At 65.0% G+C, this 23,821-nt stretch carries 34 protein-coding genes; 19 read left to right on the top strand and 15 right to left on the bottom strand.

Going from position 1 to position 23,821, the window contains the following annotated elements:
* Positions 1-552: 552 nt before the first annotated feature.
* A complete protein-coding gene (locus tag JQ603_RS23835) occupies positions 553-792 on the bottom strand; it encodes a DUF2798 domain-containing protein (RefSeq protein ID WP_212343063.1) in 240 nt (79 codons plus the stop codon).
* A 313-nt stretch (positions 793-1,105) separates the two neighbouring features.
* Between JQ603_RS23835 and JQ603_RS23830 the strand changes: the two genes are divergently transcribed.
* A complete protein-coding gene (locus JQ603_RS23830; protein ID WP_212343062.1) occupies positions 1,106-1,294 on the top strand; it encodes a hypothetical protein in 189 nt (62 codons plus the stop codon).
* Positions 1,295-1,457: 163 nt separating this feature from the next.
* The gene (locus JQ603_RS23825; RefSeq protein WP_018642771.1) at positions 1,458-1,691 is read left to right on the top strand and encodes a DUF6894 family protein; all 234 of its coding nucleotides are present in this window, start codon (positions 1,458-1,460) and stop codon (positions 1,689-1,691) included.
* A gap of 20 nt (positions 1,692-1,711) precedes the next feature.
* Here JQ603_RS23825 and JQ603_RS23820 read toward each other — a convergent pair whose 3' ends face one another.
* Positions 1,712-1,969, bottom strand: a complete 258-nt coding sequence (locus JQ603_RS23820; RefSeq protein WP_212343061.1) for a hypothetical protein — start codon at positions 1,967-1,969, stop codon at positions 1,712-1,714.
* Between the two features lie 102 nt (positions 1,970-2,071).
* A complete protein-coding gene (locus JQ603_RS23815) occupies positions 2,072-2,368 on the bottom strand; it encodes a hypothetical protein (protein ID WP_212343060.1) in 297 nt (98 codons plus the stop codon).
* 340 nt (positions 2,369-2,708) lie between these two features.
* Here JQ603_RS23815 and JQ603_RS23810 point away from each other — a divergent pair, with 340 nt between their 5' ends.
* Positions 2,709-3,173: a PaaI family thioesterase gene (locus JQ603_RS23810; protein ID WP_212343059.1), complete on the top strand. Its 465-nt coding sequence runs from the start codon at positions 2,709-2,711 to the stop codon at positions 3,171-3,173.
* 115 nt (positions 3,174-3,288) lie between these two features.
* Here the strand turns inward: JQ603_RS23810 and JQ603_RS23805 are convergent, their stop codons facing one another.
* The gene (locus tag JQ603_RS23805) at positions 3,289-3,582 is read right to left on the bottom strand and encodes an HdeA family protein (protein ID WP_212343058.1); all 294 of its coding nucleotides are present in this window, start codon (positions 3,580-3,582) and stop codon (positions 3,289-3,291) included.
* Between the two features lie 184 nt (positions 3,583-3,766).
* On the opposite strand from JQ603_RS23805, the gene JQ603_RS23800 reads away from it, so the two are divergent.
* Positions 3,767-4,009, top strand: a complete 243-nt coding sequence (locus tag JQ603_RS23800) for a PilZ domain-containing protein (RefSeq protein WP_212343056.1) — start codon at positions 3,767-3,769, stop codon at positions 4,007-4,009.
* Between the two features lie 400 nt (positions 4,010-4,409).
* Here the strand turns inward: JQ603_RS23800 and JQ603_RS23795 are convergent, their stop codons facing one another.
* Positions 4,410-4,634 carry a hypothetical protein gene (locus tag JQ603_RS23795; protein ID WP_212343054.1) on the bottom strand — a complete coding sequence of 75 codons (225 nt, stop codon included), beginning with the start codon at positions 4,632-4,634 and terminating at the stop codon, positions 4,410-4,412.
* A 152-nt stretch (positions 4,635-4,786) separates the two neighbouring features.
* Between JQ603_RS23795 and JQ603_RS23790 the strand changes: the two genes are divergently transcribed.
* Entirely contained in the window at positions 4,787-5,191 is a 405-nt protein-coding gene (locus JQ603_RS23790) for a hypothetical protein (protein ID WP_212343052.1), read from the top strand.
* Positions 5,192-5,300: 109 nt separating this feature from the next.
* Complete coding sequence (locus JQ603_RS23785; RefSeq protein WP_212343050.1) at positions 5,301-5,630, top strand: hypothetical protein; 330 nt, start codon at positions 5,301-5,303, stop codon at positions 5,628-5,630.
* Between the two features lie 149 nt (positions 5,631-5,779).
* Here JQ603_RS23785 and JQ603_RS23780 read toward each other — a convergent pair whose 3' ends face one another.
* Together JQ603_RS23780 and JQ603_RS23775 are read right to left on the bottom strand one after the other, a co-directional pair.
* Positions 5,780-6,247, bottom strand: coding sequence for a YeeE/YedE family protein (locus tag JQ603_RS23780; RefSeq protein WP_212343048.1), 468 nt, complete (start codon positions 6,245-6,247; stop codon positions 5,780-5,782).
* 5 nt (positions 6,248-6,252) lie between these two features.
* The gene (locus JQ603_RS23775; RefSeq protein WP_283817465.1) at positions 6,253-6,750 is read right to left on the bottom strand and encodes a YeeE/YedE family protein; all 498 of its coding nucleotides are present in this window, start codon (positions 6,748-6,750) and stop codon (positions 6,253-6,255) included.
* 122 nt (positions 6,751-6,872) lie between these two features.
* Between JQ603_RS23775 and JQ603_RS23770 the strand changes: the two genes are divergently transcribed.
* Positions 6,873-8,042 carry a GNAT family N-acetyltransferase gene (locus JQ603_RS23770; protein ID WP_212343044.1) on the top strand — a complete coding sequence of 390 codons (1,170 nt, stop codon included), beginning with the start codon at positions 6,873-6,875 and terminating at the stop codon, positions 8,040-8,042.
* 6 nt (positions 8,043-8,048) lie between these two features.
* On the opposite strand, the gene JQ603_RS23765 is transcribed toward JQ603_RS23770, so the two are convergent.
* Both JQ603_RS23765 and JQ603_RS23760 read right to left on the bottom strand, forming a co-directional pair.
* Positions 8,049-8,714: a DsbA family oxidoreductase gene (locus JQ603_RS23765; RefSeq protein WP_018642782.1), complete on the bottom strand. Its 666-nt coding sequence runs from the start codon at positions 8,712-8,714 to the stop codon at positions 8,049-8,051.
* Positions 8,715-8,781: 67 nt separating this feature from the next.
* The gene (locus tag JQ603_RS23760) at positions 8,782-9,606 is read right to left on the bottom strand and encodes a helix-turn-helix domain-containing protein (protein WP_212343042.1); all 825 of its coding nucleotides are present in this window, start codon (positions 9,604-9,606) and stop codon (positions 8,782-8,784) included.
* Between the two features lie 101 nt (positions 9,607-9,707).
* On the opposite strand from JQ603_RS23760, the gene JQ603_RS23755 reads away from it, so the two are divergent.
* The gene (locus tag JQ603_RS23755) at positions 9,708-9,938 is read left to right on the top strand and encodes a hypothetical protein (protein WP_212343040.1); all 231 of its coding nucleotides are present in this window, start codon (positions 9,708-9,710) and stop codon (positions 9,936-9,938) included.
* A 31-nt stretch (positions 9,939-9,969) separates the two neighbouring features.
* Complete coding sequence (locus JQ603_RS23750) at positions 9,970-10,368, top strand: hypothetical protein (protein ID WP_212343039.1); 399 nt, start codon at positions 9,970-9,972, stop codon at positions 10,366-10,368.
* Positions 10,369-10,528: 160 nt separating this feature from the next.
* Here JQ603_RS23750 and JQ603_RS23745 read toward each other — a convergent pair whose 3' ends face one another.
* A complete protein-coding gene (locus JQ603_RS23745) occupies positions 10,529-11,092 on the bottom strand; it encodes an SET domain-containing protein (RefSeq protein ID WP_212343038.1) in 564 nt (187 codons plus the stop codon).
* A 194-nt stretch (positions 11,093-11,286) separates the two neighbouring features.
* Here JQ603_RS23745 and JQ603_RS23740 point away from each other — a divergent pair, with 194 nt between their 5' ends.
* The gene (locus JQ603_RS23740; protein ID WP_245003797.1) at positions 11,287-11,856 is read left to right on the top strand and encodes a hypothetical protein; all 570 of its coding nucleotides are present in this window, start codon (positions 11,287-11,289) and stop codon (positions 11,854-11,856) included.
* 15 nt (positions 11,857-11,871) lie between these two features.
* Here the strand turns inward: JQ603_RS23740 and JQ603_RS23735 are convergent, their stop codons facing one another.
* Positions 11,872-12,600, bottom strand: a complete 729-nt coding sequence (locus JQ603_RS23735) for a TetR/AcrR family transcriptional regulator (RefSeq protein WP_212343034.1) — start codon at positions 12,598-12,600, stop codon at positions 11,872-11,874.
* A gap of 105 nt (positions 12,601-12,705) precedes the next feature.
* On the opposite strand from JQ603_RS23735, the gene JQ603_RS23730 reads away from it, so the two are divergent.
* The 6 genes from JQ603_RS23730 (at position 12,706) to JQ603_RS23705 (ending at position 16,979) form a co-directional block, all read left to right on the top strand.
* Positions 12,706-14,103 carry a carotenoid oxygenase family protein gene (locus tag JQ603_RS23730; protein WP_212343032.1) on the top strand — a complete coding sequence of 466 codons (1,398 nt, stop codon included), beginning with the start codon at positions 12,706-12,708 and terminating at the stop codon, positions 14,101-14,103.
* A 63-nt stretch (positions 14,104-14,166) separates the two neighbouring features.
* Positions 14,167-14,421 (top strand): hypothetical protein, encoded by a 255-nt coding sequence (locus JQ603_RS23725; protein ID WP_212343030.1) that lies wholly within the window; start codon positions 14,167-14,169, stop codon positions 14,419-14,421.
* 76 nt (positions 14,422-14,497) lie between these two features.
* Positions 14,498-15,073 carry a hypothetical protein gene (locus JQ603_RS23720; protein WP_212343028.1) on the top strand — a complete coding sequence of 192 codons (576 nt, stop codon included), beginning with the start codon at positions 14,498-14,500 and terminating at the stop codon, positions 15,071-15,073.
* 12 nt (positions 15,074-15,085) lie between these two features.
* Complete coding sequence (locus JQ603_RS23715; RefSeq protein WP_018642793.1) at positions 15,086-15,640, top strand: inner membrane-spanning protein YciB; 555 nt, start codon at positions 15,086-15,088, stop codon at positions 15,638-15,640.
* A 106-nt stretch (positions 15,641-15,746) separates the two neighbouring features.
* Positions 15,747-16,043 carry a hypothetical protein gene (locus JQ603_RS23710; protein ID WP_212343027.1) on the top strand — a complete coding sequence of 99 codons (297 nt, stop codon included), beginning with the start codon at positions 15,747-15,749 and terminating at the stop codon, positions 16,041-16,043.
* Between the two features lie 15 nt (positions 16,044-16,058).
* Positions 16,059-16,979, top strand: a complete 921-nt coding sequence (locus JQ603_RS23705; RefSeq protein WP_212343026.1) for an SH3 domain-containing protein — start codon at positions 16,059-16,061, stop codon at positions 16,977-16,979.
* Positions 16,980-17,237: 258 nt separating this feature from the next.
* On the opposite strand, the gene JQ603_RS23700 is transcribed toward JQ603_RS23705, so the two are convergent.
* Positions 17,238-18,893: a fumarate hydratase gene (locus tag JQ603_RS23700; protein WP_212343025.1), complete on the bottom strand. Its 1,656-nt coding sequence runs from the start codon at positions 18,891-18,893 to the stop codon at positions 17,238-17,240.
* Positions 18,894-19,135: 242 nt separating this feature from the next.
* Between JQ603_RS23700 and JQ603_RS23695 the strand changes: the two genes are divergently transcribed.
* The 3 genes from JQ603_RS23695 (at position 19,136) to JQ603_RS23685 (ending at position 20,915) form a co-directional block, all read left to right on the top strand.
* Entirely contained in the window at positions 19,136-19,609 is a 474-nt protein-coding gene (locus tag JQ603_RS23695) for a hypothetical protein (protein WP_212343024.1), read from the top strand.
* A 340-nt stretch (positions 19,610-19,949) separates the two neighbouring features.
* Positions 19,950-20,123 (top strand): hypothetical protein, encoded by a 174-nt coding sequence (locus tag JQ603_RS23690; RefSeq protein ID WP_212343023.1) that lies wholly within the window; start codon positions 19,950-19,952, stop codon positions 20,121-20,123.
* A gap of 117 nt (positions 20,124-20,240) precedes the next feature.
* On the top strand, positions 20,241-20,915 hold the full coding sequence (locus JQ603_RS23685; RefSeq protein ID WP_212343022.1) for a methyltransferase family protein: 675 nt from the start codon (positions 20,241-20,243) through the stop codon (positions 20,913-20,915).
* 44 nt (positions 20,916-20,959) lie between these two features.
* Here the strand turns inward: JQ603_RS23685 and JQ603_RS23680 are convergent, their stop codons facing one another.
* From JQ603_RS23680 to JQ603_RS23670, 3 genes are all read right to left on the bottom strand, one after another.
* Positions 20,960-21,667, bottom strand: a complete 708-nt coding sequence (locus tag JQ603_RS23680) for a glutathione S-transferase (protein ID WP_212343020.1) — start codon at positions 21,665-21,667, stop codon at positions 20,960-20,962.
* A 204-nt stretch (positions 21,668-21,871) separates the two neighbouring features.
* Positions 21,872-22,552, bottom strand: a complete 681-nt coding sequence (locus JQ603_RS23675; RefSeq protein WP_212343018.1) for a lectin — start codon at positions 22,550-22,552, stop codon at positions 21,872-21,874.
* Positions 22,553-22,697: 145 nt separating this feature from the next.
* Complete coding sequence (locus tag JQ603_RS23670; protein WP_212343016.1) at positions 22,698-23,714, bottom strand: Tim44 domain-containing protein; 1,017 nt, start codon at positions 23,712-23,714, stop codon at positions 22,698-22,700.
* Positions 23,715-23,821 lie beyond the last annotated feature (107 nt).

Below are 23,821 nucleotides of genomic sequence, written 5' to 3'. Positions count from 1 at the left end.
TGCTGCGTGATCCTACAACAGCATCAGCAGCGCGATGCCGATCACCAACACCACGAAGCCAGCCGCTGTCGCGGCGGCAAACGACCGCTCTACGTTATCCATGATGCCACCCCGTTGCCGGCGTGCCACGTTCCCCCATGGCAGCACCGGACCCTGCGGAATCTTGCCTGCAGCTGTGGCTTGAGTGGTGCGATCGGGTGGCCAAATTGGGACCGGTGCGGGGCCAGTGTGCGGCCTGCTCAACATTGCTTTCGCTTGCCGCCGTCAGGCCTCTGTAAGCGAACTCGCCTAGTGTCGCTGAGCCCGGTGGACCAACACCGGGCCTCCATACCCAGTCGACGACCCCGCTCTCCCCGAGCGGGGTTTTCTGTTTGCGGGCCCGTGTGCTGTGACGCGGGGTGCCGATTCCAATCGCGAGCCTGTCAGGCTGCCGTAAGCTCAGCCGGATAGGCTCGCCTGGCTTATGGTGTTGCAGCCCAGCACCTCAGCCTCCAATAACCTTCTCCCCGCTTGGCTCTCCCCAAGCGGGGTTTTTTCATGCGCACCGCCGGTTCACGCGCCGCTCTCCTCCCGCGTCAGCCGCAGCGAGAAGGCGCGGATCGCGGGCGCCGCCAGCAGCACCATGGGCAGCATCGCGGCCCATGCGATCAGCCACGACATCATCCAGTGCCGAACGAACAGCATGGCGCCGTCAGCCGGAAAGCTGGCGATTCCCGCCGCGATCAGCGAGGTCAATCCGGACTGGATGACGCCGAACACGAAATGACTGTAGCGACGGGGAATGCCAAGCATGATGCGCCCTTGTTGCTTGCCGTCAGCGGCCAAGCAAGGCACGTGCCGACAGGCGCCTGATCGCTTGCGTCTCCGCGCCGCGCCTTTCCGAAGCCGGAGGCTGATCTGGATCAAGAGTCTTCGACCAGCATGAGCATTGAATGGGCTCCGTGGTTCTCCGGCCATGAACAGAGTTCCTGGCCGGTCGATGGCGCGTGCGCATCCGGGATTTCCATGAACCATCCAAGGCTTACCGCCGATTTTGCTTCTGCATGGGAATATTGTGACGGCCAACATGTTTGATGTGATCGAGGGTGAATCGTGGGAGGTGACCATGAATCACAGGGGCGTCGAGTTCACCGTCGCCATGACGGCAAGTCCCGGAGTCTGGCAGTGGCAGTTCCGCATCGGGGAGCAGGTCAAGTCCGGCAAGACCGAGACCAAGATCGACCTCCTGGCGATCCGGCGGGTGCAGCTGCGCATCGATCGGGAACTGAAGGCCATCGAGCGCAAGACTGCCTGATCAAGACAGCCTGAGCCGGAATGATGTTGCAGGCATCCCTGCGCAGCGCGACATGCCCTGAGCATGTCCTCCGTAGACACCCGGAATTGATCTGCCGGGGGTTTGGGATTGCACTGCGCGCCCATGGCCTTGGGGTGGGCCCTTCACGCGACCGGTGCCAGCCATGCCGCTCTATTTCTTCCGAATCCGCAACGGCCGCTATTCCGGCTGTGCGGACCAGGCGACGGAATTTTCCGATCGCGATTCCGCCTGGAAGGAGATGACCAGCGTCTGCGCCGACATGGCCGCCGGGATCGCCCGCAAGCTCCAGGAAAATTCCGAGTGGCACATGGAGCTGCTGGACGAGGCCAAGGAGCCGGTGTTCCGCATCCGCATCGTCGCCGAGACGCTCGACTAGACGCGGGGCGCGCGGGCCCCTCAATCGGCGCTGGGCAGCCGACGCATGGTGAATTCGATATCGCCGCCGGGCAGTTCGCGCCAAGTCTCGACCGCGCTCATATAGCCGGCCTTGGGATAGCGGGCGAAGAAGGCCTCCGCCCTCGCCCGCGCCGCCGCACGCGGCAGCGTGAAGGTCTCGCGCAGATAGCCGTCACCGGAGCCCCCGCCCGGCGTGTTGCCGCCGGTCCTGCGCCGGCGCGCCATCCGCTCGGCGAGATCCCGCGGACGATCGGCCATGACCTACCCTCCTCTACGCAATACCTGCGCTTTAATGTAGGGAGTGGCCGGACCAAGGAGGAGTCCCGGCCGGAAGGCGCCTGCCGCCTCCGGCCGAAACGCTTAGTTCGCGGCCGTGCCGGTCTTGGTCTTCTTCGGCGCACTGGTGGCGGCCGCCTTCGGCGCCGCCGGCTGTTTCGGCGGATCGGAGCGCATGCCGCCCCAGGGATCGTTGGACGTCTTGGCGTCCGGAATCTTCTTCAGCGTTTCCTTGTAGGCCTTGTCGCGCTCGGCTTCCGCGGCCTTCTCCTCCGGGGTCTTGCCCGGACCTTCCTGCAGCAGATTGAGATTGGGCATTTGCGCGTAGGCCGGTGCCGCCAGCACGGCCAGCATCACCGCCGCCATACGGAAAAGCTTCATCTTTCACTCCTCAGATCATTTCATGGAAGCGCGGATCGCCCGGCGCCTTGTCATCCCGGTGCGGCCGCTGCGGACCGCTACGAGCGGCACGATTTCGGCGCGTGCAGCCAATCGTCCCAGATCGGACCGCACCTGGTGCACCCGTTCAGCGCAAGACCGAGCGCCACCAGACAAAAGACGAGGACATACCGACGCAACATCGCCCACCCGTACCCAACCACGGCATCATATCGGGCCAAGTCGGGCATTTTCAAGCCGACGGGACCAGCCGGGTGACTTTGCCGCGCCGATGCGGGCAGAATGGCCGAAACATCCGGCAACAATGGAGGAAACGACAGCAATGCCATCGCAGCCAGAAGCCGAGTTCGGCATCGATGATGCCCGACGCATCCTCGGCGAGGTCTTCGCGCCCTGGGTCCAGGATCTCAACCTCTCGGTCGAGCGCATCGAGCATGCACCGCCGGCAGATGAGCCCGACTGGCAGCCGGGCGCAGTGTTGCGCATGGCCTTTTCGGAGCGGCTGTGCCGGAGCGGCGGGGTGGTCTGCGGCCAGGCGCTGATGGCCCTTGCCGACACGGCGATGGTGATCGCCATCCTTGCCGCCAATCGCGGCTACCGTCCGATGACGACAGTCGACCAGACCACTCATTTCATGCGCGCGGCCTCATCGTCCGACGTGCTCGCCGACGCCCGCGTGGTGCGACTCGGACGCACCATGAGCTTCGGTCGCGTCACGCTGCTGTCGGCCGCCGACAACAAGCCGGTGGCGATGGTGTCGAGCGCGTTCGCGATGTTGCCGGGCTGAGCTGATCCGAAAAGAAGAGAGCCGCGTGAGCGCAAGGCGCACCGCGGCTCTCGATGACGTCGAAGCCAGACCGAGGCACGATTGCGATCGTGTCTCGGTCGGCACGCTTCAAGAATTACTTGCCGAGGATCTCGTCGGCCGCGGTGACGACGCTGACGGTCGGATTCTTTCCGCAATAGGCACCGAACTTCTTGGCGTTCTCGATGAATACCTCGGTGTCGATGATCGCATTGTCTTCGTCGCCCTTGTACCAGCCGTCCATCCAGGTCAGCACGACCGCGATGTTGTCTTCGCCGCTCTCGAGGAACTGCTTGCAGGTCATAGTCGAGAGGTCCCACTTCACGGCGTGGGCGGGCACGGATGTCAGCGAGAGCGCTGCGGCGAACAGAAGCGAAAGCGAAGTCTTCATCAGTATCTCCATCGGCGCGTAACGCCATAAAGGAAAGGATCGTGAGGAAAGTCGGCGGGACATGACTCACCGCTTCAACGTCGTAAACGAAGTCTGAAGCGTGGTGCAAGTAGCGCCAGTATTGAGTTCATTTCAACGTAATTTCTATGCACTATCTCACAATCGTCACTTTGGATTAATGCCGATGATCGAGAAGCGCGCAGCACAGCGTCACCGTGTTTTCAAGGGCGGAACGATCAGCTTCGAAGACGGCGGCATTGCGTGCACGGTGCGCAACATGTCGGAAAGCGGCGCGGCGATCGACCTCGATGGCTCCGTCACATTGCCGCAATCGTTCACACTCTCGATCGCGCGCGACAATTTCGTACGGAATTGCCGCCCCGTGTGGCGCAACGACAAACGCATCGGCCTCGCTTTCGTGCAATAGCACACGCGATGTGAACGAACGTTCGCATCACATACACAACACGATCATGACTGCTTGATATGGTGGCACCGCGCCGGCGTAAGCTTGCGCGCATGTAAGCTTGCGAGCATGAGTGCGATGATCGCGAGTGTGACCACCGATGATGCCAGTAAATCGTCCGCGCGGACGATCGATCGCGCGCGACTCTAGCGATGACCGTGGCCCCGCCAAACGCAACATTGCTGTCGCCGATCGAGATGCTGGCCTCAGAATGACCGCGGCGTCCATCGCGATGTCGTGTGATGGCGAGAAGCGCGTCGCGCCATTGCCCCGAACTTTCCCCGGGGGAGCGCATGGCCGCACTGTAATCGGAACGAGCGCTGGCGGAATTCGCGGACCAGTCAGCGAGGCCCGCCGTACTTCATTTCGGCTTCTTGGCGGGTTCGCTCGGGCGGGCCCCGCCCCACGGGTCGTACTTCTCCTTCGGCTCGGGAATGCGCTCGAGCGCGGCCTTGTAAGCTTTCTCGTCGACCTTCGGCTTGTTGTCCGCCGGCTTGGCGCCGTCATTGGGCTGACGCCGCCCCTGCGCCTCGGCCGCGCCGCACGCCAGCGCCAGCACCGCAGCCGCTATGACCAAAATCTTCATTGATGCAATCCCCCTCGCGTGGGGTACAAACTAGCCTGCAATCCCGTAATAGCAAATGCCGGGGGTTCCGCGCCTTCAGCAAATTTTGATCGGGGCGGACTTCGCCCGATCGCATTCGTGCCTATCTGTTCGCCGCAGGGGACCTTTCACGGATGTTGCGGATCATTGCCAATGCGGCGCTGCTGGCCGGCGCGCTCGCGCTCGGTGCTTGCGGCTTTGCCGACAGCCGGGCGCCGGTGCCCGAGTTCATGCGCATCAAGGAAGCCGAGCAACCGCCGCCGGAGCCGCCCCCCGACGTCAAGCGCGTGGTGCGCGAGCAGATCGACGTGGTGTTTCTCACCACGTCCTATCCGCGTGAGGTGCATGTCGCCCCGCCCCATCACGAGGTGCGAGGACCGGGCTGGACCGCCTGCGTTCGCGCGCAGCTCACCTCCGCAACCGGCACGCCGCTCGGCGCGCAGACCTACATCGTGACCATCAATGGCGGAAAGGTCGTCGATCGCCGACGCGCCGAAGCCGACGACATTTGCGGGACTGAGACTTACGAGCCGATCTAGGAACAAACCTAACGAAGGTGCGGTTCCGAGAAAAACCAGTATTGCGGGTGGGAACGATCACCGCCTCCCCTTCTTGTTACCGCCGAGGGCAGTTTCGGAGGAGGACAGGATGAGGACGTTGACTATTGCGCTATTGGCGGGCGTTGGTGCTTTGGCCGCCGCATCGGGCGTGAAGGCTTCGGATATCTACACGAGCAGTGAATACACCAATCCGGATCTCGTCCAGCAGGTGCGACTTGTCTGCGACGACGCCGGCCGGTGCTATCGCACGCGCGGCGGTTCGCGTGTCATCGTGCGCGATTCCTACAACTACATGCCGCGCGAGCGCTATTACGAGCGCCGGACCTATCACCGCGATTGGGATGACGGCCCGCGCGCCGGCGTCGGCATTCGCGCGCCCGGCGTCAGCGTGGGCGTCGGTGTCGACGACCGCTGGTAATCGATGAACGCTTAACCGCTGGTCGTACATGAAGATTGGTGGGGCGGGACCGGACGAGATAACTCGCCCGGTCCTGCCGCTTCAGCGTGCCCGGTGAACGGGATCAGGCGGCGACCGATTGCTGCTGGAACTGCTCGTAGGCCGCGACGTCAGGTTTCGAGCGGATCGGCCGGCGTGACAAAGCGCGTCAATGACGGCAGGTGAGCGATGAAGCGGGCGAGCACCATGCCGGCGCACATCGCCGCAACGAAGATGACCGCCGAGACCGAGCCGAATCCGAGCGCGGTCAGCGCCGGTCCCGGGCAGAACCCCGCCAGTCCCCAGCCGATACCGAAGATCGCGGGACCTGCAACGATCCTGGGATCGATGTCGCGTCGTGTTGGCAGATAAAATCGATCGGCGAAGAACGGACGCGGGAGCTTCAGGACGCGGCTGAAGCCGATGAAGGTCACGGCCACCGCGCCCGCCATCACGAAGGCGAGGCTCGGATCCCATGTCCCTGTCGGAATGCCGCCGACGTCCAGGAAGTTCAGCACCTTGGCCGGGTTCGACATGCCGGAGACGATGAGGCCGATGCCGAAGATCAGGCCGATTGCGAATTGAACGAGGATTGCCATCGCCATCAGCTCCAATGCCGCATCACGAAGACGGTCGCCATGCCGGCCGCCATGAAGGTCATGGTCGCGACCAGCGAGCGCACCGATAGTCGCGACAAGCCGCAAACGCCGTGGCCGGAGGTGCAGCCACTGCCCCACACCGAACCGAAACCCGTGAGCAATCCGGCGACGATCAGCACGGCCGGCCCTGCCGCGATCGTCTGGGCCGGCAGGCTTCCGGTGACGAGCAACACCAGCACAGGCGCGGCGACGAGACCGGCGACGAAGGCGAGGCGCCCGGCGAATTCGTTGTCCTCATAGGGCGGAAACAGCCGCGCCGCGATGCCGCTGACGCCGGCAATTCGTCCGGTCGCCCACATCAGCAGAACGGCAGACAATCCAATCAGCGCTCCACCTAGCAGAGAGGTCATCGGCGTGAAAGGCGTGGTGATCATTGCGATCCTCCTGGTCGAGAGCGATTCTTGCGCATCCGCCGGCACAAGCGATTGTGCGGTCGCCGGCATGGTCAATGAAACGTTAACATTACCACTCGAATTGACGCGGCGTCCCAACGGTATTTTCCAATCTTTGCGCTAAGCATGACCGGTAGCACGGGCTCAGCTCGCGTGAACGGGGACGACGGGACGTGGTCGACATCGCGCACCAGGCAGCGATCAATCCGGCATCGACAAAAGATGTCGCGCCAGCGCGCGCGCGCGTTCCGGTTGCCGCGATCGACCCCGGCCAATGGCGCGCGCTGGCGCAGCGAGCGATCGAGCCGAACGGATATTACCTGCCCGCCTGGGAGCTCGCCGTCAGCGCGACCGCACGCGGCCGCACGGATGCCTCGGCGCTGCTCGCATTCGGCGGATCTTCGACCCGGCTGATCGGGCTGATGCCGGTGATCTCGCTCTGGCGCGCCTGGAAGATTCCCCTGCCCGCGCTGGTGAGCGCGCATCCCTATGGCACGCTGTGCAGCCCGCTGATCGACCGCGACGCTCCGCTCGAGGCGGCCACGCGTCTGTTGCAGCAGGCACGCGAAGCTGGCGCGCATGCGCTGGTGCTGAACGACGTCGCGCTCGACGGCGCGGCGATGAATGCGCTCAACCAGGTTCTGAGCCGCGACGGCCTGAAGCCAAGAATCCTCAGCTCCTACATCCGCGCCAGCCTCGATGCGAGGCAGGATGGCGAGACGCTGTTGCGCGACGCGCTCGGCGCCAAGAAGCTCAAGGAGCTGCGCCGCCAGCGCCATCGCCTGGAAGAGCACGGCCCCGTCGTGTTCGAGGTCGCGCGCAGCCCCGACGAGATCGGGCCGGCGCTCGAAAATTTCCTGCAGCTCGAAGCCAGCGGCTGGAAGGGCAAGCGCGGCACTGCGCTGATCCAGCATGCGGGCGATGCGACCTTCATCCGCCGCGCCGTACCGGCACTGGCGGAGACCGCGCAGTGCGAGATCGTCACGCTTCGTGCCGGCACGAATCCGATCGCCGCCGGCATCGTGCTGCGGCATCAGGACCGCGCCTTCTTCTTCAAGCTCGGCATCGACGAACGCTTTGCAAGATATTCGCCGGGCGTGCAGCTCACGCTCGACCTCACCCGCCATCTCTGCGCCGATCCCGCGATCGCCAGCGCGGATTCCACGGCGAGCGCCGACCATCCCATGATCAACCCGATCTGGCGCGGACGCTTCGCGATCGGCGACGTGCTGATCCCGCTGCGGCGGCACGATCCGGTGGTGGCGCTCGTTCACGCAGCGCTAACTGGCTTCAACGCCGCGCACGAGACGGCGCGACGCGTGGTCCGCCGCCTCCGCAAATAAGCGAAGCTACTCCGCCGCCTGCGCGTTGATCTCTTCCGAGACCTGGCGGATGGCGCGGGCGAGCAGGTTCGGATCCTGCGCGCCGGAGACGGCGTATTTCTGCGCAAAGACGTAGGTCGGCACGCCGGAGATGCCCTTCTCGGCCGCCTCCTGCGCGTCGGCCGAAACGCGCGCGACGTCCTCGTCGGTGGCAAGGCGCTTGCGCACGTCGTCGGCATCGAGGCCGACATCGGCGGCCGCCTGCACCAGCACGTTCACATCGGTGAGATCGCCGCCGTCACGGAAATAGAGCTCCATCAGGCGCTGCTTCATCTCGGGCGCCTTGCCGATCGCTTCCGCCCACAGGATGAGGCGATGGCAGTCGGTCGTGTTGGGCTGGCGCGCGACCAGCTCGGGCTTGTAGACGAGACCCTCCTCGCTTGCGGCCGCGACGACGCGTCCCGCAATGCCCTTATAGGCCTCGACCGAACCGAACTTCTGGGTGAGATAGGCCTCGCGGCTGATGCCCTCGCGCGGCACCCAGGGATTGAGGAAGAAGGGGCGGAAATTCAGTTTCACCGGAACGTCGGGCACCAGCGCCAGCGCGCTCTCGATCCGATGCTTGCCGATGTAGCACCAGGGGCACACCACGTCGGAGACGACGTCGATCTGGAGCGGTTTGAGCGTGCTCATGTCAGGCGCCTCCTTGGCGGTAAAGGTTGGCCCAAAGATAAGCCGAACCCGCCCCGAGGCAAGGGCGCTACGTCATAGCTGCCGCGATCTGCTTCAAGCGCTCGGCGGTGCGCTCGTCCGCCGGGAAGAACGTCTCCAATGCGAGCTCCGACAGCGTGATGTCGACGGGCGTGCCGAACACCATGGTGGTGGAGAAGAAACTTAGTATCTCCCCGCCATTGTGGCGCAGCTTGAAGGGGATCGCGACATTGTCGCTCGACAGCGGCGCCGAACGCGCCGGGATGGGATAGCTCTTGAGATCGTTGTAGAGCTTGATCAGCTCCGGATCGGCCGTCGCCTCGCATTGGCGGTGCAGCCGCTCCAAGAGATGCCCGCACCATTCCGCGAGATTGACCGTGCGCGGCGCCAGCGCCTCCGGATGGAACGCGAGCCTGAGCACGTTGAAGGGCTGGCCGAGCAGCCGCTGCGGGATGCCGTCGAGCAACGGCGCCACCATGCGGTTGGCCGAGACCAGGTTCCAGTGCCTGTCCACCGCGAGCGCCGGATTGGGCTCATGCGCCCTCAGCACGAGGTCGATCGCCTGGCGGGCTGATTTCAAGGCGGGATCCTCCAGCGGGCGCTGCGGAAAGGCCGGTGCGAAACCGGCCGCGACCAGCAGCACGTTGCGTTCGCGCAAGGGCACGTCGAGACGCTCGGCGAGCCGGAGCACCATGTCGCGCGAGGGCGCGGCGCGGCCGGTCTCGACGAAGCTCAGATGCCGCGCCGAGATCTCCGCCTCGCCCGCGAGATCGAGCTGGCTCATGCGGCGGCGCTGCCGCCATTCGCGCAAATGGTCGCCGATATGGACCGGCTGGCTGCGTTCGGCCTGTGCCGTGGATGCATGTGCGTTCATGACCAGAAACCTAGCATGCGGATTTCGGCCCTTCCATTACCCGCGAGGTAATCGAAATGGGGCGCCGGCGCGCGCATCTTCGGTCGCAACAGGAGATGACCATGATCGCGCTGCTGCTCTACCGGACCGTCGCAGACCACGTCTTGCCCTGGGCCATGGCGTTCGCAACCCGGATGCTGGCACGCGGCCTCAACATGCCCGAGCCGCTGGTGCATTCGACCGGCGACTATGTCCTCGCGCAGGTCATCGCCTTCGAGCACGGCGTCGGCAAGAACCTCTGCCCGTTCCGTCTCACCCGCCTGCTCCGCGCCTGGTGGCGCGGACTGCATTGAATTCCACCCAGCCCAAGCAAGGAGACCTACGATGATCGACGCATCCACCTTCCTGCGCCGTGCCCTGCTCGCCGATGCCATCTTCAGCGGCATCGCCGCTCTCGGCTTCACCTTCGGCGCGAGCGCGTTCGCAGCGCTGTTCAACCTGCCCGAAGCGCTGCTGCGCGAGACCGGCCTGTTCCTGATCGCCTACACCGCCCTGGTCGGCTGGCTCGCCTCGCGGGCTACGGTAGCGAAACCGCTCGTCCTGCTGGTCGTGATCGGCAACGCGGCCTGGACCGTCGGCAGCATCGCGCTGCTGCTCTCGGGCGCGGTGTCGCCGAACCTCGCCGGCGAGCTGATGGTCGTCGCGCAGGCGATCGCGACCGGCGTGTTTGCCGAGCTGCAATTTCTGGGGTTGCGGAAGAGTGCGGGTGCGGTGACGGCGTGAGGCCGCATCCGCAGCTGTCGTCGCCCGGCCTTGTGCGCAATTGCGCACTGGACCGGGCGACCCAGTATTCCAGAGACGCTGAGGAATACGGAGAAGCCGCGGCGTACCGGATGCCCCGCCCCCGTGCGCAATTACGCGCTAGGCGGGGCAGACAGTGTCGCTACGCCTGCGCGCGGCCGTTGGCCTTGCCGAACGCGTGGCCGTTGAGCTTCTTCTTTTTGGCGGCCTTGGGGCCTGCCTTCTTGGCCGCCTTGCGTTCGGTACGCGTCTTCACCTTGGCGCGTTCGGCCCGGGCCTCGGCACGCAGCTTCTTGCGCTTCTTCTCGCAGGAGGCGCACTTGCAGCCGATCGGCTTCAGATAGGCTTTGAAATAGTCGGTGCCGTAATCGTAGTTGATCTCGTCGCCCGGCTCGATGTTCCTGATGGCGCGGATGAACACCTTGCGCTCGCGCGGACGGACGTCGGACTCCGCGTTGGGCCGGCAGGAATGGTTGATGTAGCGCGCCAGATTCTTGCGCACCGAGCCGTCGATGGTCCAGCGGCCGTTGAGCTCGAACAGATATTTGTTCTCGATCTCGTCATGCGCCGGGATGCGCGAGTCCAGGATCGGCCCGAAATAGCGGATGATCCTTGTACCCTTCTTGATCGGCATGGTGGCGAAGAGGCCAAGGCCGGTCTTGGAACGGCCGACGCGATAAGCTTTGCTGGAAGCGGTGATGGGCATGATCGAATGAGATGACGCGAACGAGGCGCGCTAAGCGCGGGCGGAAGCCGCCCTTCTAGAACGATTCCGCGCCGCTGTCAGGCCTATCCCGCCCTTGTTTGAACCTTGCCCACAATGAAGACGTCTGATGAAGGGAGTTCCCGCGACTTCAAGGCGTCATGATGAACCATGCCCGCACAAGCCTGGCCGTTCTGATGAGCTGCATCGCCCTGAACGGCGCCAACGCCCAATCCATGGGCAGCAGCTACACCTCCACCGCGCCCAAGAACTGCCGGCAGGTCGGCAAGCCCAGCGAGCTCGACGGCAGCACGACGCGCATTTGTCCAGGCAAGGACGGCCTCATGGTGCTGATCGCCGAGGACGATCTGCGCGAGATCGTCTCGGTCGGGCGCAATCGCAAGGTCGCGGCCGAGGAACCCGCGGCAAAGGTCTGGTTCGCCCCGTTCAATTCATCGGAGACGACCGTCGAATGGCGCGCGGCGGGCACAAAGCCGTTCGCGATCATCCAGCGCTGGTACATCGCTGACAACGCCGATCCCGACAAGCAGGGACGGCCGAACACCAGGGACATGCTGGTCGTGACCCGGCTACCGCCGGGCCCGGTCTGCCACGTCGCCTATGTCGATGCGATCGCCAACCCGAACGCCAACGAGCTCGCGCGCAAGGCCGCGGACGATGACGCGCGCAGCTTCACCTGCGGCAAGGACGAGGTGAAGATCGTCGGCACGCGTGGCCGCGCCGTCGAACTCGCGACCATGCGCTAAAGCGCCGAACAGCCGCTACACGGGAGGTTTCGTGGTGATGGGCGCGGTCAGCATCGACTCGAGCAGGCGTTCGGCCGTCGTCCCCTCGGGCAGCCGCTCCAAAATATCCTTCAGCCGGCCGTCGAGCAGCAGCGTGGTGAAGCCGTGCACCATCGACCAGGCCCGCGCGATCGCGGCGCCCTGGCTCAGCGTCAGCGCATCGCCGCTGATCTGCTCCTGCCGCATCATGCCGACAGCGTTGGCAAGTCCGGCGAAAGAGGCCTCGGCCGCCTCGTGGAGCGACGGTCTGGAATAATCCAGCCGCTCGGTGCGGAACATGATGCCGTACATGCCGGGATGGGCCTGCGCATAGGCGACATAGGCCTTCGGCCGCGCCAGTGCACGTTCGAACGGCGTGGTCGCGCTGTCGCAAGCCGACGCCATCGCGGCGTTGAACTGGCGAAAACCGACGGCGGCAAGCTCACTGAGAAGTCCGGTGAGATCACCGAAATGATGCGTCGGCGCCGCATGCGAGACGCCCGCCTCGCGCGCCACCGCGCGCAATGTCAGGCCGGCCAGCCCGTCGCGCTCGAGCACGCGTTCGGCGGCCTGAAGCAGCGCTTCGCGCAGGGCACCGTGATGATACGGCGTCTCGGTCTTCGCGCTCATCGCGCGGCGTGCCGGACGCGATGCAGCGGTCGACGTCGTTTTTCTGGGGGCACGCGAGCTTCGCGCCGTTTCGCCCTTGGTGTCGGTCTTGGCCATTTGCAAGCTATATGACGCAATATTGACAGTGTAAAGATTTCACTTGACGAAAGCCGAGATCGGGCCTATTCGATCTTTACGATGTAAAGATATGGGAGGATAGCCGTGCAGCACGACGCCGTCGCCGAGCGCCGCAACAATATCGCGCCGATCCCGTTCGAGGCCGACGCCCCCTTCCTCAAGATCATCGGCGAATTGCCGCGCGAGCTGAACGGCACGCTCTATCGCAACGGTCCCAATCCGCAGTTCGATTCTCCCGGCGCGCACTGGTTCGTCGGCGACGGCATGCTGCACGCCTTTCATCTCGAAAACGGCCGCGCCAGCTATCGCAACCGCTGGGTCCGCACGCCGAAATGGCTGGCCGAGCACGACGCCGGCCGCGCGCTGTTCGGCGGCTTCGGCCGCAAGCTGCCGGATGCGCCTGCAAACCTCACCGATGGCGGCGTCGCCAACACCAACATCATCTTTCATGCCGGCAAGCTGCTGGCGCTGGAAGAAGCGCATCTGCCGACCGAGATCGAGCCGGGCACGCTGGCAACGCGCGGCTATCACAACTATCAGGGCCGCGTCGCCGGCAGCTTCACGGCGCACCCGAAGGTCGATCCCGTCACGGGCGAGCTGATGTTCTTCGGCTACAACGCCGCGGGTCCGCTGACGCCTGCCCTCTCCTACGGATCGATCGACGCCACCGGCAAGGCGACGCGCTTCGAACGTTTCGAGGCGCCCTATGCCAGCATGGTGCACGACTTCATCGTCACCGCGAGCCACGTGCTGTTTCCGATCCTGCCCATCACCGGCAGCATGGAGCGCGCGATGAGCGGACGGCCGCCCTATGCCTGGGAGCCGGACAAGGGCGCCTATGTTGGCGTGATGAAGCGCAGCGGCACGGCGAAGGACATCGTCTGGTTTCGCGGTGAAGCCTGCTACGTCTTCCACATCATGAATGCGTGGGAGGACGGGAACCGCATCGTTGCCGACGTCATGCAGTTCGAGGAGGCGCCGCTGTTTCCGCACCCCGACGGCCGGCCGACAGATCCGGAGAAATCGCGCGCCCGCCATTGCCGCTGGACGTTCGATCTCTCCGGGAATACCGACCGCTTCCAGCAGACATACCTGGACGATCTCACCGGCGAATTCCCGCGCATCGACGATCGCCGCGCCGGGCTGAAGAGCCGTCACGGCTGGTACGCCTGCGCCAATCCAAAACTGCCGATGTTCGGCGCGCTGTCCGGTATCGTCCATGTCGACGGCAACGGCAGGCGGCTCGGCCATTATCTGCTGCCGGCCGGCGACACCATCTCCGAGCCTGTCTTCGTCGAACGGTCGAAGGACGCTGTCGAAGGTGACGGCTGGCTGCTCGCGGTGGTCTGGCGCGCGCGGGAAAACCGCAGCGACCTCGCCGTGTTCAATGCCACCGACATCGAAGCCGGCCCCGCCGCATTGGTGCAGCTCGGCCACCGCGTGCCGGACGGCTTTCACGGCAATTGGGTGGGCGCGGCGTAGCTCTCGTCATTCCGGGGCGCACCACTTGGCGCGAGCCCTGGAATGGCGAGAGGGGAGTTTTCCATGCACATGCCCTCAATCACCGCGGATTGCGCTGCCCTCCTCGCCCTGACCGGTGCTGCGCTCGCATTCCAGATGATCCGGTTGCGGCGGAGCCGCCATACCATCTTCAACGGCGGCATCTTGCTCTGCCTCGTTCTGTCGGTCGCTGCCGCGCTCCCGCTCCTTCCATGGGCGGAATTGGCCGCGGAGGCCTCCGACCAAGCCGTTGCAGCCCTTCACTTTTTAGAGGTCGCCTACGTTATTTTGACACTGTAAAGATTTTGCTTGACCCGGGCCCGGTCCGGAAGTAGGAATCTTTCCATTGTAAAGATCGGTCCGACCGAGGCGGCCCATGGCGATTTTCCTGATCCTCGCGCCCTATGGCGCCTACACCTTCCTGATGCTGGTGACGTCGGCCATGATCAGCGTGTTTGCGGCATCGGCGATCTGCCTCGCCACCGTCGCGATCGATGTCGCGCGCGGTCGCTCGGTGAAGGTCCTGGCCGCGGGCTCCGCGATCGTGTTCGCCGCAATCGGCCTTTACCTTGCGCTGATCGACCCCGCCCTCGGCCCGCTCGGCGTCAAGCTGTCGGTCGACATCGGCATCTTCGTCATCTCGCTCGGCTCGATGCTGCTGCGCCGCCCCTTCACGCTGCAATATGCGGTCGAATCCGTCCCGGCCGAGACCGCGGCGATGCCCGGCTTTCTCACTGCCAATTACGTCATCACCGCCGCATGGACCGTCGCCGCGCTGTTGATGGCGGCAGCCAATCTCGTGCTGCTCTACATCCCCGGCCTGCCGCTCTGGTCGAGCCTGGCGGTCGCCTTCGCCGCCCGCAACTGCGCGATCTACTTCACAAAATGGTATCCCGAGTATCGCCAGATCAAGTACGGTACGCCCGCCCGCGCTCTTCCCGGCGCCCGCTGAACAGGATCGACGATGAAGGACGTATTCGCCCGCCTCGCCTCCGATTTCCTCTCCGCCATCGTCTTCCTGGCCGTCTACCTCATCACCGACAACGTCGTGCTGGCAACGTCGGTGGCGATTGCAGGCGCGATCGCGCAGGTGATCTATGCCCGGGTCAAGGGACAGCAGCTCAACTACATGACCTATGCGAGCCTCGCGCTCGTCATCGTGCTGGGCACGGTCACGCTGCTGACCAACGATCCCCGCTTCATGCTGGCAAAACCCTCGATCGCGCATTTCGCAATCGGTGCCATCATGCTCAAGCGCGGCTGGATGCTGCGCTACATGCCGCCGATCGTCACCGAGACCGTCCCGGAATATGTGACCGCTGCGGGCTATGCCTGGGCCGCGCTGATGTTCGTGATCGGCGCCGGCATGATCGCGGTCGCCGCCACCGGCGATCTGAAGCTGTGGGCGTTCTACATCACGGTGGTCGCAGGCGGCGCCAAGATCCTGGCCTTCGCCGTGCAGTACGTGGTTCTCAGGCTCATCGTCACGAGCCGCCGGCGCGCCGCTGCCCGCGCCTAAATGCCTCCAATGCAGGGTTAGGCAGGAGCTGCGAGTTGGGCTATAGGCTCGCTCAGGACTGGCCGCGGATCGTCGCAGCCCGCCGGGATTTGTTCGGGAGACGGGAATGGCCGTAGACGGCAACTGGAATCTGACCATGACGACGCCGATGGGCGACCGCCAGGCGACGCTGAGCGTGAAGGCTGCAGACGGCACGCTCACGGGCACGCAGGGCGCGGAAGGTAATACCGCCGAGATTTTCGACGGCACCGTCTCTGGCGACAACGTCTCCTGGAAGGTCTCGATCACCAACCCGATGCCGCTCACGCTCGAATTCACCGGCACGGTCTCCGGCGACAGCATCAGCGGCGAGATGGGCATCGGCCCTATGGGCAGCTTCCCGTTCACGGGCGCTCGCGCGTAAGCGCGCGCTGCACCGATGCGTACGCTCCGTCTCATCACGGCGACGATCCTGTGTGTCGCGACACAGGCAGCGCGCGCGGATGACACCGAACCGGCGTGGCGCGCAAGCGCGCTCGCCATGGTGCCGGCAGGCTATGTCGCAGGCCTCGCCTACCGCACCGAAGGTACGACCGGCTATCTCGCCGTCTATCCGGCGACGTCCAACGATCCGAAGACACCTGCAAGCGTGTTCGCCGCGCGCCAGGCTCTCGTCGTGACGCTGACGGCTGATGCGGCGCACGCGATATCGGCCGAGTTGAAGCCGCGCAGCGAGTCGGCCTCAGACAACGACGACAACGATTTCACGAAGCTGCACGCTGAACTTGCCGCGAAACGCGCAAGCCTGCCTGATGGTACCGAGCCCTGCGATTTCGGCGCCTGGTCCATCGACAAGGACCCGAACGGCCTCAACGTGCGCGCCGAGCCCTCAGTGAAAGCGCGCGTGCTCGGCACGCTGCCGCCGCCCTACAAGCTCAAGCTCGGCGGCGCCGAGAACACGCCTGACGGCGGCTGGCTCACCGAATTCCGCATCATCGGCTTTAGGGACGGCTGGTTCCTGATCGAAGGCGCGAGGCCCCCGGGCAAGGATTACGAGGACGAGAAGCGGTATCCGCGCAGCGCGCCAAAGCCCTACACCGGGCGCGGCTGGGTCGCGTCGAACAAAGTCGGCGCGAATTACGCCAATGGCTACACGCGCGCGGGTGGACTGTTCCAGGCGCCATTCACCGACGCCAAATGGATGCCGGCGCAGCACGAGTACGGCGGCCCGATTGACGGTGACGGCGGACCAAAGCGGCTATTGGCGTGCAGCGGCTTCTGGGGTCTGGTCGAGAGCCATGACGGCGTCCGCGGCTGGTGGCGCTCGCTGTGCTCCAACCAGGTCACGAATTGCAGTTAGCTGTCTGATCCCTTCGCCCCGCAAGCGGCAGGGCAATCGCAGATGCGGCTACGACTGAGCAAGCGCCTCGTCCTTCGAGACGACCGCTTCGCGGTCTCCTCAGGATGAGGCTGAGCTACGTCGGCGTCGCCAGAAACCGCAACCGCGTACTCCGCCCTCATCCTGAGGGCCCGCCAACGGCGGGCGTCTCGAAGGATGCGCCGCGGAGCGACTGCTTCGACGGCGATCGCCCCGCCGCAAGCGGGGCGAGGTGAAGAGCTAGCCCAGATTCAACTCCTTGAAGAAGTCGTTCCCCTTGTCGTCGATGATGATGAACGCCGGGAAGTCGACGACTTCGATGCGCCAGATCGCTTCCATGCCGAGCTCGGGATATTCGAGCACCTCGACCTTCTTGATGCAGTGCTCGGCGAGGTTCGCCGCCGCACCGCCGATCGAGCCGAGATAGAAGCCGCCGTATTTCTTGCAGGCCTCGCGCACGGCCGGCGCGCGGTTGCCCTTGGCGACCATCACCATCGAGCCGCCGGCAGCCTGGAACTGGTCGACGAAGGAATCCATGCGGCCCGCGGTGGTCGGACCGAACGCGCCTGAGGCGTAGCCGTCGGGCGTCTTGGCGGGGCCGGCGTAATAGACCGGGTGGTTCTTGAAGTAGTCCGGCAGCGGCTCGCCCTTCTCCAGCCGCTCGCGCAGCTTGGCGTGGGCAGAGTCGCGCGCGACGATCATGGTGCCGGTCATCGAGACGCGCGTCTTGATCGGGTGCTTCGAGAACGTCGCCAGAATGTCCTTCATCGGCTGGTTGAGATCGATCTTGACGACCTCGCCGCCGAGTGACTGCTCGACCTGCGGCAGGTACTGCGCCGGGTTATGCTCGAGCTCCTCGAGATAGATGCCGTCCTTGGTGATCTTGCCCAGCACCTGGCGGTCGGCCGAGCAGGACACGCCAAGCCCGATCGGGAGCGAGGCGCCGTGGCGCGGCATGCGGATCACGCGCACGTCGTGGCAGAAATATTTTCCGCCGAACTGCGCGCCGACGCCGAGCGACTGCGTCATCTTGTGGATTTCCTTCTCCATCTCGACGTCGCGGAAGGCGTTGCCGTCGGGCGAGCCGTGGGTCGGCAGCGCATCGAGATAGCGGGCGGAGGCGAGCTTCACCGTCTTCATGCAGAGCTCGGCCGAGGTGCCGCCGATCACGATGGCGAGGTGATAGGGCGGGCACGCGGCGGTGCCGAGCGTGAGGATCTTCTCCTTGAGGAACGCGAGCAGCCGGTCCTTGGTCAGGACGGACGGCGTCGCCTGGAACAGAAAGCTCTTGTTGGCGCTACCGCCGCCCTTGGCCATGAACATGAACTTGTAGGCGTCGTCGCCTTCGGCGTAGATCTCGCACTGCGCCGGCATGTTGTTGGCGGTGTTCTTCTCCTCGTACATCGACAAAGGCGCGACCTGCGAGTAGCGCAGATTGCGGCGCAGGTAAGCATCGCGCGCGCCTTCCGACAGCGCCGCCTCGTCGTCGCCGTCGGTGATGACGTTGCAGCCCTTCTTGCCCATGATGATCGCGGTGCCGGTGTCCTGGCACATCGGCAGCACGCCGCCGGCCGCGATGTTGGCGTTCTTCAAGAAGTCCAGCGCGACGAACTTGTCGTTCGGGCTCGCCTCACTGTCCTCCAGGATCGAGCGGAGCTGCTTCAGATGGCCGGGGCGCAGATAATGGTTGATGTCGCCAAAAGCCGCCTCCGACAGCGCCCGCAGCGCCTCGCGCGAAACGACCAGCATGTCCTTGCCGAGGACCTTCTCGACCCTGACGCCCTCGGACGAGATCTTCTTGTAGGGCGTCTCGTCCTTGCCCAGCGGGAACAGCGGGGTGTGCTTGTAGGGCGGAACGGGCTTGGACTGGTCGGGGAAAGCGGTGGGAGCGTTCATGGGGCGAATCTCGGGGTTTTGGAGCCCTGGCGGGCCGCTAGCATAGAAGCGTTCTAAGCTTTTTTGCCGCAAAGGGAAGGCGTTCTGGCGCGGCCGTGGCATCCCGAATCGGCGACAAGACGGCCCTTTTCCGGGCCGATCTCCGCAGAGATGCGTCGCCGTCATTGTCCCCGCGAAGGTCCGGCCCCCTTGCACTCCGAGCGCGACGAAGGTTGAATGCGCGCCCTCAGGGGCTTTTCATCATGATTTTCAAACTGAACGTCCGCGGCGCGATCCTGGTCGCCGCCGCCATCACCGGACTTGTGGCTCTCGCCTCGCCTGCGCGCGCCGATCGCTGCGACGACAGCGCCAAGGAGCTGGCGAACCAGGTTGACCGCCTCAAGGTGAACTTTCGCGCCGGCAACGTCGTTTACCTGACGCACCCGGCCGCCAAGGAGCTGTCGGTGGGTTGCCGCGGCGACAAATATTCCATCGAGCTCTATGCCAAGGGCGACCGCAAGCCGACGCCGGAGTTTTACGCGCTGGTGGGATCGATGGCGGCGATCGTCTTCACCGTGACCAAGGACGACACCACGACCGGCGCGACGCGCTGCCTGAAGCGGATGGGCCTGTTGCGCGGCGACAAGATCAGCATGCGCTACCGGCGGCTCAACATGGAATGCACCCGCACCAAGACGGACGCGTCCATCGCGATCACGCGCGGCAAGGACGAATAGGGACACTCGCTCTCTCCGCGCACCGACAGGCGCATGTAGCGCGACGCCATTCGCCGCGCACTCCGTCATTGCGAGCCAACGGGTCCGCGCGAAGCGCGGCCCGATGACAGGCTCCGCGAAGCAATCCAGAGTCCCTCGGCAGTGACAGTCTGGATTGCTTCGCCGCAAGGGCTCCTCGCAATGACGGGCAGAGGTCTCGTCGTCTCACGAAATGGCGCAGTAGCAGCGCGAAAGCTGCCCGCTCCACCGCACCAATCCCTCGCATTTTAACGATTGCCTTGAAGGAAATTTCGCTCCTCCCGAGGCAGGTTGAATTGTTTCCATGTGTGAGGATTTGTGGATGAGCGTTTCTACCGTTGCGCCGCCGCCGATCGCGATCGTGGTGCCGAGCTACGACACGACCAAGCAGCAGGACGACCAGACCAAGACTGAGGACGCTGAGGCGACCTACAAGCCGCAGCCGCCCGCGCCGCTGCCGCCGGGTCAGGGCACGCGGATCGATCAGCTCGCCTGATCCGCCTTCCAAAGGATGAAGCGCCCGATCCGGTCGATCGGGCTTTTCGCGTGTCCGGCCGCATCTTTGCCGGATAGCCGGACCACACTCGTGCGCGCCCGAGTCTGGGAGCCGCGCATGATCGCACGCCTCTTGCTGCAGAACACGATCTTCGTCGTCGCGACGGGCGCACTGTTGTTCGCTTCTGCCGGCACGCTGCATTGGCCGTCAGCCTGGGTCTTCCTCGTCACCTCCGCCCTGCTCGGTCCGCTCTGCGGCTGGTGGCTCTACCGGCTCGATCCGGCACTTTTGGCAGAGCGTCTGCGTCCAGTCATCCAGAGGGACCAGCCTCCGGCCGACAAGGCCTTCATCACCGCCTTGATCGCGGCGATGTTGGCCTGGCTGGTCGTGATGGGGCTGGACCGGCGCTGGCATGCGTCCGACATGCCGCTTGCCTTGCTGGTTCTCGGCTTCGTGCTGTTCCTGCTCTGCATGCTGTTCACGATGTCAGTGTTCCGCGAGAACTCGTTTGCAGCGCCCGTGGTGAAGCTGCAAGCCGAGCGCGCGCAGCGCGTGATCTCGACCGGCCCCTATGCTCATGTGCGCCATCCCATGTACAGCGGCATGATCCTGTTCTTCGCCGGCCTGCCGCTGGCGCTGGGCTCGTGGTGGGGACTGGCGATGGCGCCACTGTTCCTTGCGCTGTTTGTCGTCCGCATCGGCATCGAGGAGCGCACGCTGCGCGAGGGCCTGCCGGGTTATGCCGACTATGCTGCGCGGGTGCGCTACCGTCTGGTGCCGGGCGTGTGGTGAGTGCGCATACGCGCCCTGCGACAGGCGAGCGTTTTCCGGACCGACTAATTGTCCAGTTCGCGATAGCGGCGGAAGATGCCCTGCTCGTTGAAGGGAATGCGGCGTTCACTGGCAAGGTAGGCCTTGATGTTCGGCCGCGCCGCGATGCGATCGTGCAGTCCGACGAGGCCGGGGACGTCCTTCTCGAACGCCTTCATGCGCTTGGGAAACGCGTAGCGCAGCCCGGCGACGATCTGGAACAGCGAGAGATCGACGTAAGTGAGACGGCGGCCGGTGACGTAAGCGCCGCCATTGTCGTCCAGAAGCTGCTCGAAATAGCCGAGATATTTCGGCACGCGCTCGTCCCAGAACTCGGCCGAGCGCTTCTTCGCAGGCGCCTTCTGGTCCTCGTAATACATCGAAGGTCCGAGCGGATGATGGGTGTCGTGAATCTCGACCACGAGATCGGTAACGGTGAGCTGAAGCTGGTGCACCCAGAGTTTTCCGGCCTCCGTCTTCGGCGCGAGCCCGTGGCGGCTGCCGAGATAGAGCAGGATATTGGCGGTCTGGCCGATGACGAGCTTGCCGGCTTTCAAGAACGGCGGAGCGAAGGGCGGCGTGCCCTTGTGCGCATCCATCATCTTCATCATTGCACCGGAGCCGCGCGGCCCCCGCGCGACGTCGACGTAGGCGGCACCCGCCTCCTCCAGCGCCAGCCGCACATATTCGCCGCGGCCCTGGATCTCGGGCCAGTAGTAGAGCTCGTATTTCATGGGAGGGGTCCGTGAACGTGGGGCAACCGGACCAATGTAGCATGCGGCTCAAGGTTCCGTCAGGGTGAGACAGAACAGCCACGCGACATACTCCGTCATTGCGAGCACAGCGAAGCAATCCAGACTGTCTCCCCGGACAGACTCTGGATTGCTTCGTCGCAAGAGCTCCTCGCAATGACGGAGGAGAGAGCTTCGCGCCTCAATTCAATTCGACGCGAAACAGTAGAACAGGCCGTCGCCGCCGGTGCTCTTCAGATCGGCCTGCGAGCAGCCGCCGTCGGGGCCGCGCGAGGGGTGAGAGCTGTTCCAGGACTTTGACGGTTCGTCGTCGCGCAGGCCCTTACGATCGGCATGGCCGACGACCGCAGCACCTTGCGTACTCGACGTCCAGTTCTTGCAGGTCTTGTCGTCACCCGCGGCAAAAGCGGTGCCGTCGGCCTGCGATCCCGTGAGGATGTCGTGCCGGTTCGGCGTGTCGCCGGCGCCGTTGTTGACCTCGCCCTTCTCGCTGAGTGCCGTCTGCTTGGTGAGGTTGTTGGCGGGACCGTGCAGGTCGGCAACGTCCTTGGCGATGACGGCGCCCTTGGCATTCTGCCACGGTCCCTTGCCGATGCGATCGCGCGCGTTGACGGCCGGCTTGCCGTCGGCGGCCTGAGTCGAGAGATAGGCGCGCCAGGTCTTGGTCGCGGCGCCGGCGGCCTGGGCGAGCTTCTGGCACTGCGCGTCGGCTCCCTCCAGGCCGCCGAGATCGGCGCCCTTGCCCGGGCCGCTGGAGGTCACGAAGAACGTCATGTCAGCCGACTGCGCGTGCGCGGATGGCGCCGCGAGCAAGGCCAACGTAAGCGCGAACCCTGAAATCGTCACGGATCTTCCGATACGGATCATTTCGTCCTCCCAAACGTGTTTTTCGTTCGCCGTCTGACTTCAACCCGAGGCGCGCCCGCTTATTCCGATGCCGCGCTGCGGGACGCCCAAAAGAAAAGGGCGCCGTGCCGAAGCACGACGCCCTGGTTTCTCATCTCGTCTGCGATCAGTTGGCCTGCTGGATCGCCGACAATTCCCAGCCGCCGTTCGGGCGACGGGCGAAGGTCCAGATCTCGGTGGCCTCGCCCGGCTGCTCGCTGCCGGCGACGATCGCGCCGGTGTTGCGGTCCACCGTCTTGTCGGTGAGCGCGAAGCGCAGCGCCACCGTGGCGTAGTCGGTCTCGCCTTCGCGCCAGGCTTCCGCGAGGTCGCCCTGCAGCAGCTTCACGTTGCTGGTCTTGTTGACGACGTTGCGCGCGCGGTTCTGGGCCAGGTCCTGCTCGAAATAGGAGACCATTTCCGGCGTCGCGAGCGTGTGCAGCTTGGCCACATCCTCGTTCGACCAGGCGGTCTGGATCTCGCCAAGCAGGCGCTCGAACGCTTCATAGTCGTCCGGCTTGATCTCGAGCGGCGCGTTGTTGGCGCCGAAGCCGAAGCCGCCAAGTCCACCGCCGAGGCCGCCGCCACCGAGGCCGCTGCGGTAGTTCGTCTGCGGTCCGGGACCGGCGCTGGCGTCAGCATTGGCATAGGCCGCCTGCGGCGAGTGGCGGCGCTGCCACCAGGACATCGCCAGCCGCACCACCAACACCACCAGCGCGATCTGGATGATCAGGCCAATGATCGACGACAGGCCGCCAAGGCCGCCAAACAGGCCGCCGCCGAACAGCATGCCGAGCAGGCCTGCGCCGAGGAAGCCGGCCGCAAGGCCGCCCATGAAGCCGCCGGCGCGGCCGAACAGGCCGCCGCGCGCGGGCGCAGCTGCGGCCGAGTTCATGCCTGCACCCGGCTGGGTGTAGGTGCGGTTGAACTGCGAGGTCGAGCCCGGCGCGGTCGTGGTCGAGGGCGGCGCCGAATAGGTGCGCGAACCGCGCGAACCCGACGACATGCCGCCACCGACGCGTGCGTCAGCGGACGAGATGGCGAGCGCAGTCGGCAGCGCAAGCGCCAGCACGACGGCGATCGTCTTGAAGAGAGAGCGGGATCGTTGCGAGAAAGTCATGTGCGTTTCCCAAATCCCCGGCATGGGGACGTGGCCCTAAGATGGGCAGACTTCCCGAAAAGTGAAGCCGGTTTCGGAACCGATGGCTGCGGCCCTCAGTCGCGGGGATGTGGCAAAAGCCCATATTTGAC

Source organism: Bradyrhizobium liaoningense, from assembly GCF_018130825.1.
Classification (GTDB): Bacteria; Pseudomonadota; Alphaproteobacteria; order Rhizobiales; family Xanthobacteraceae; genus Bradyrhizobium; species Bradyrhizobium liaoningense_B.
This window is presented reverse-complemented; position numbering and strand designations above follow the sequence as displayed.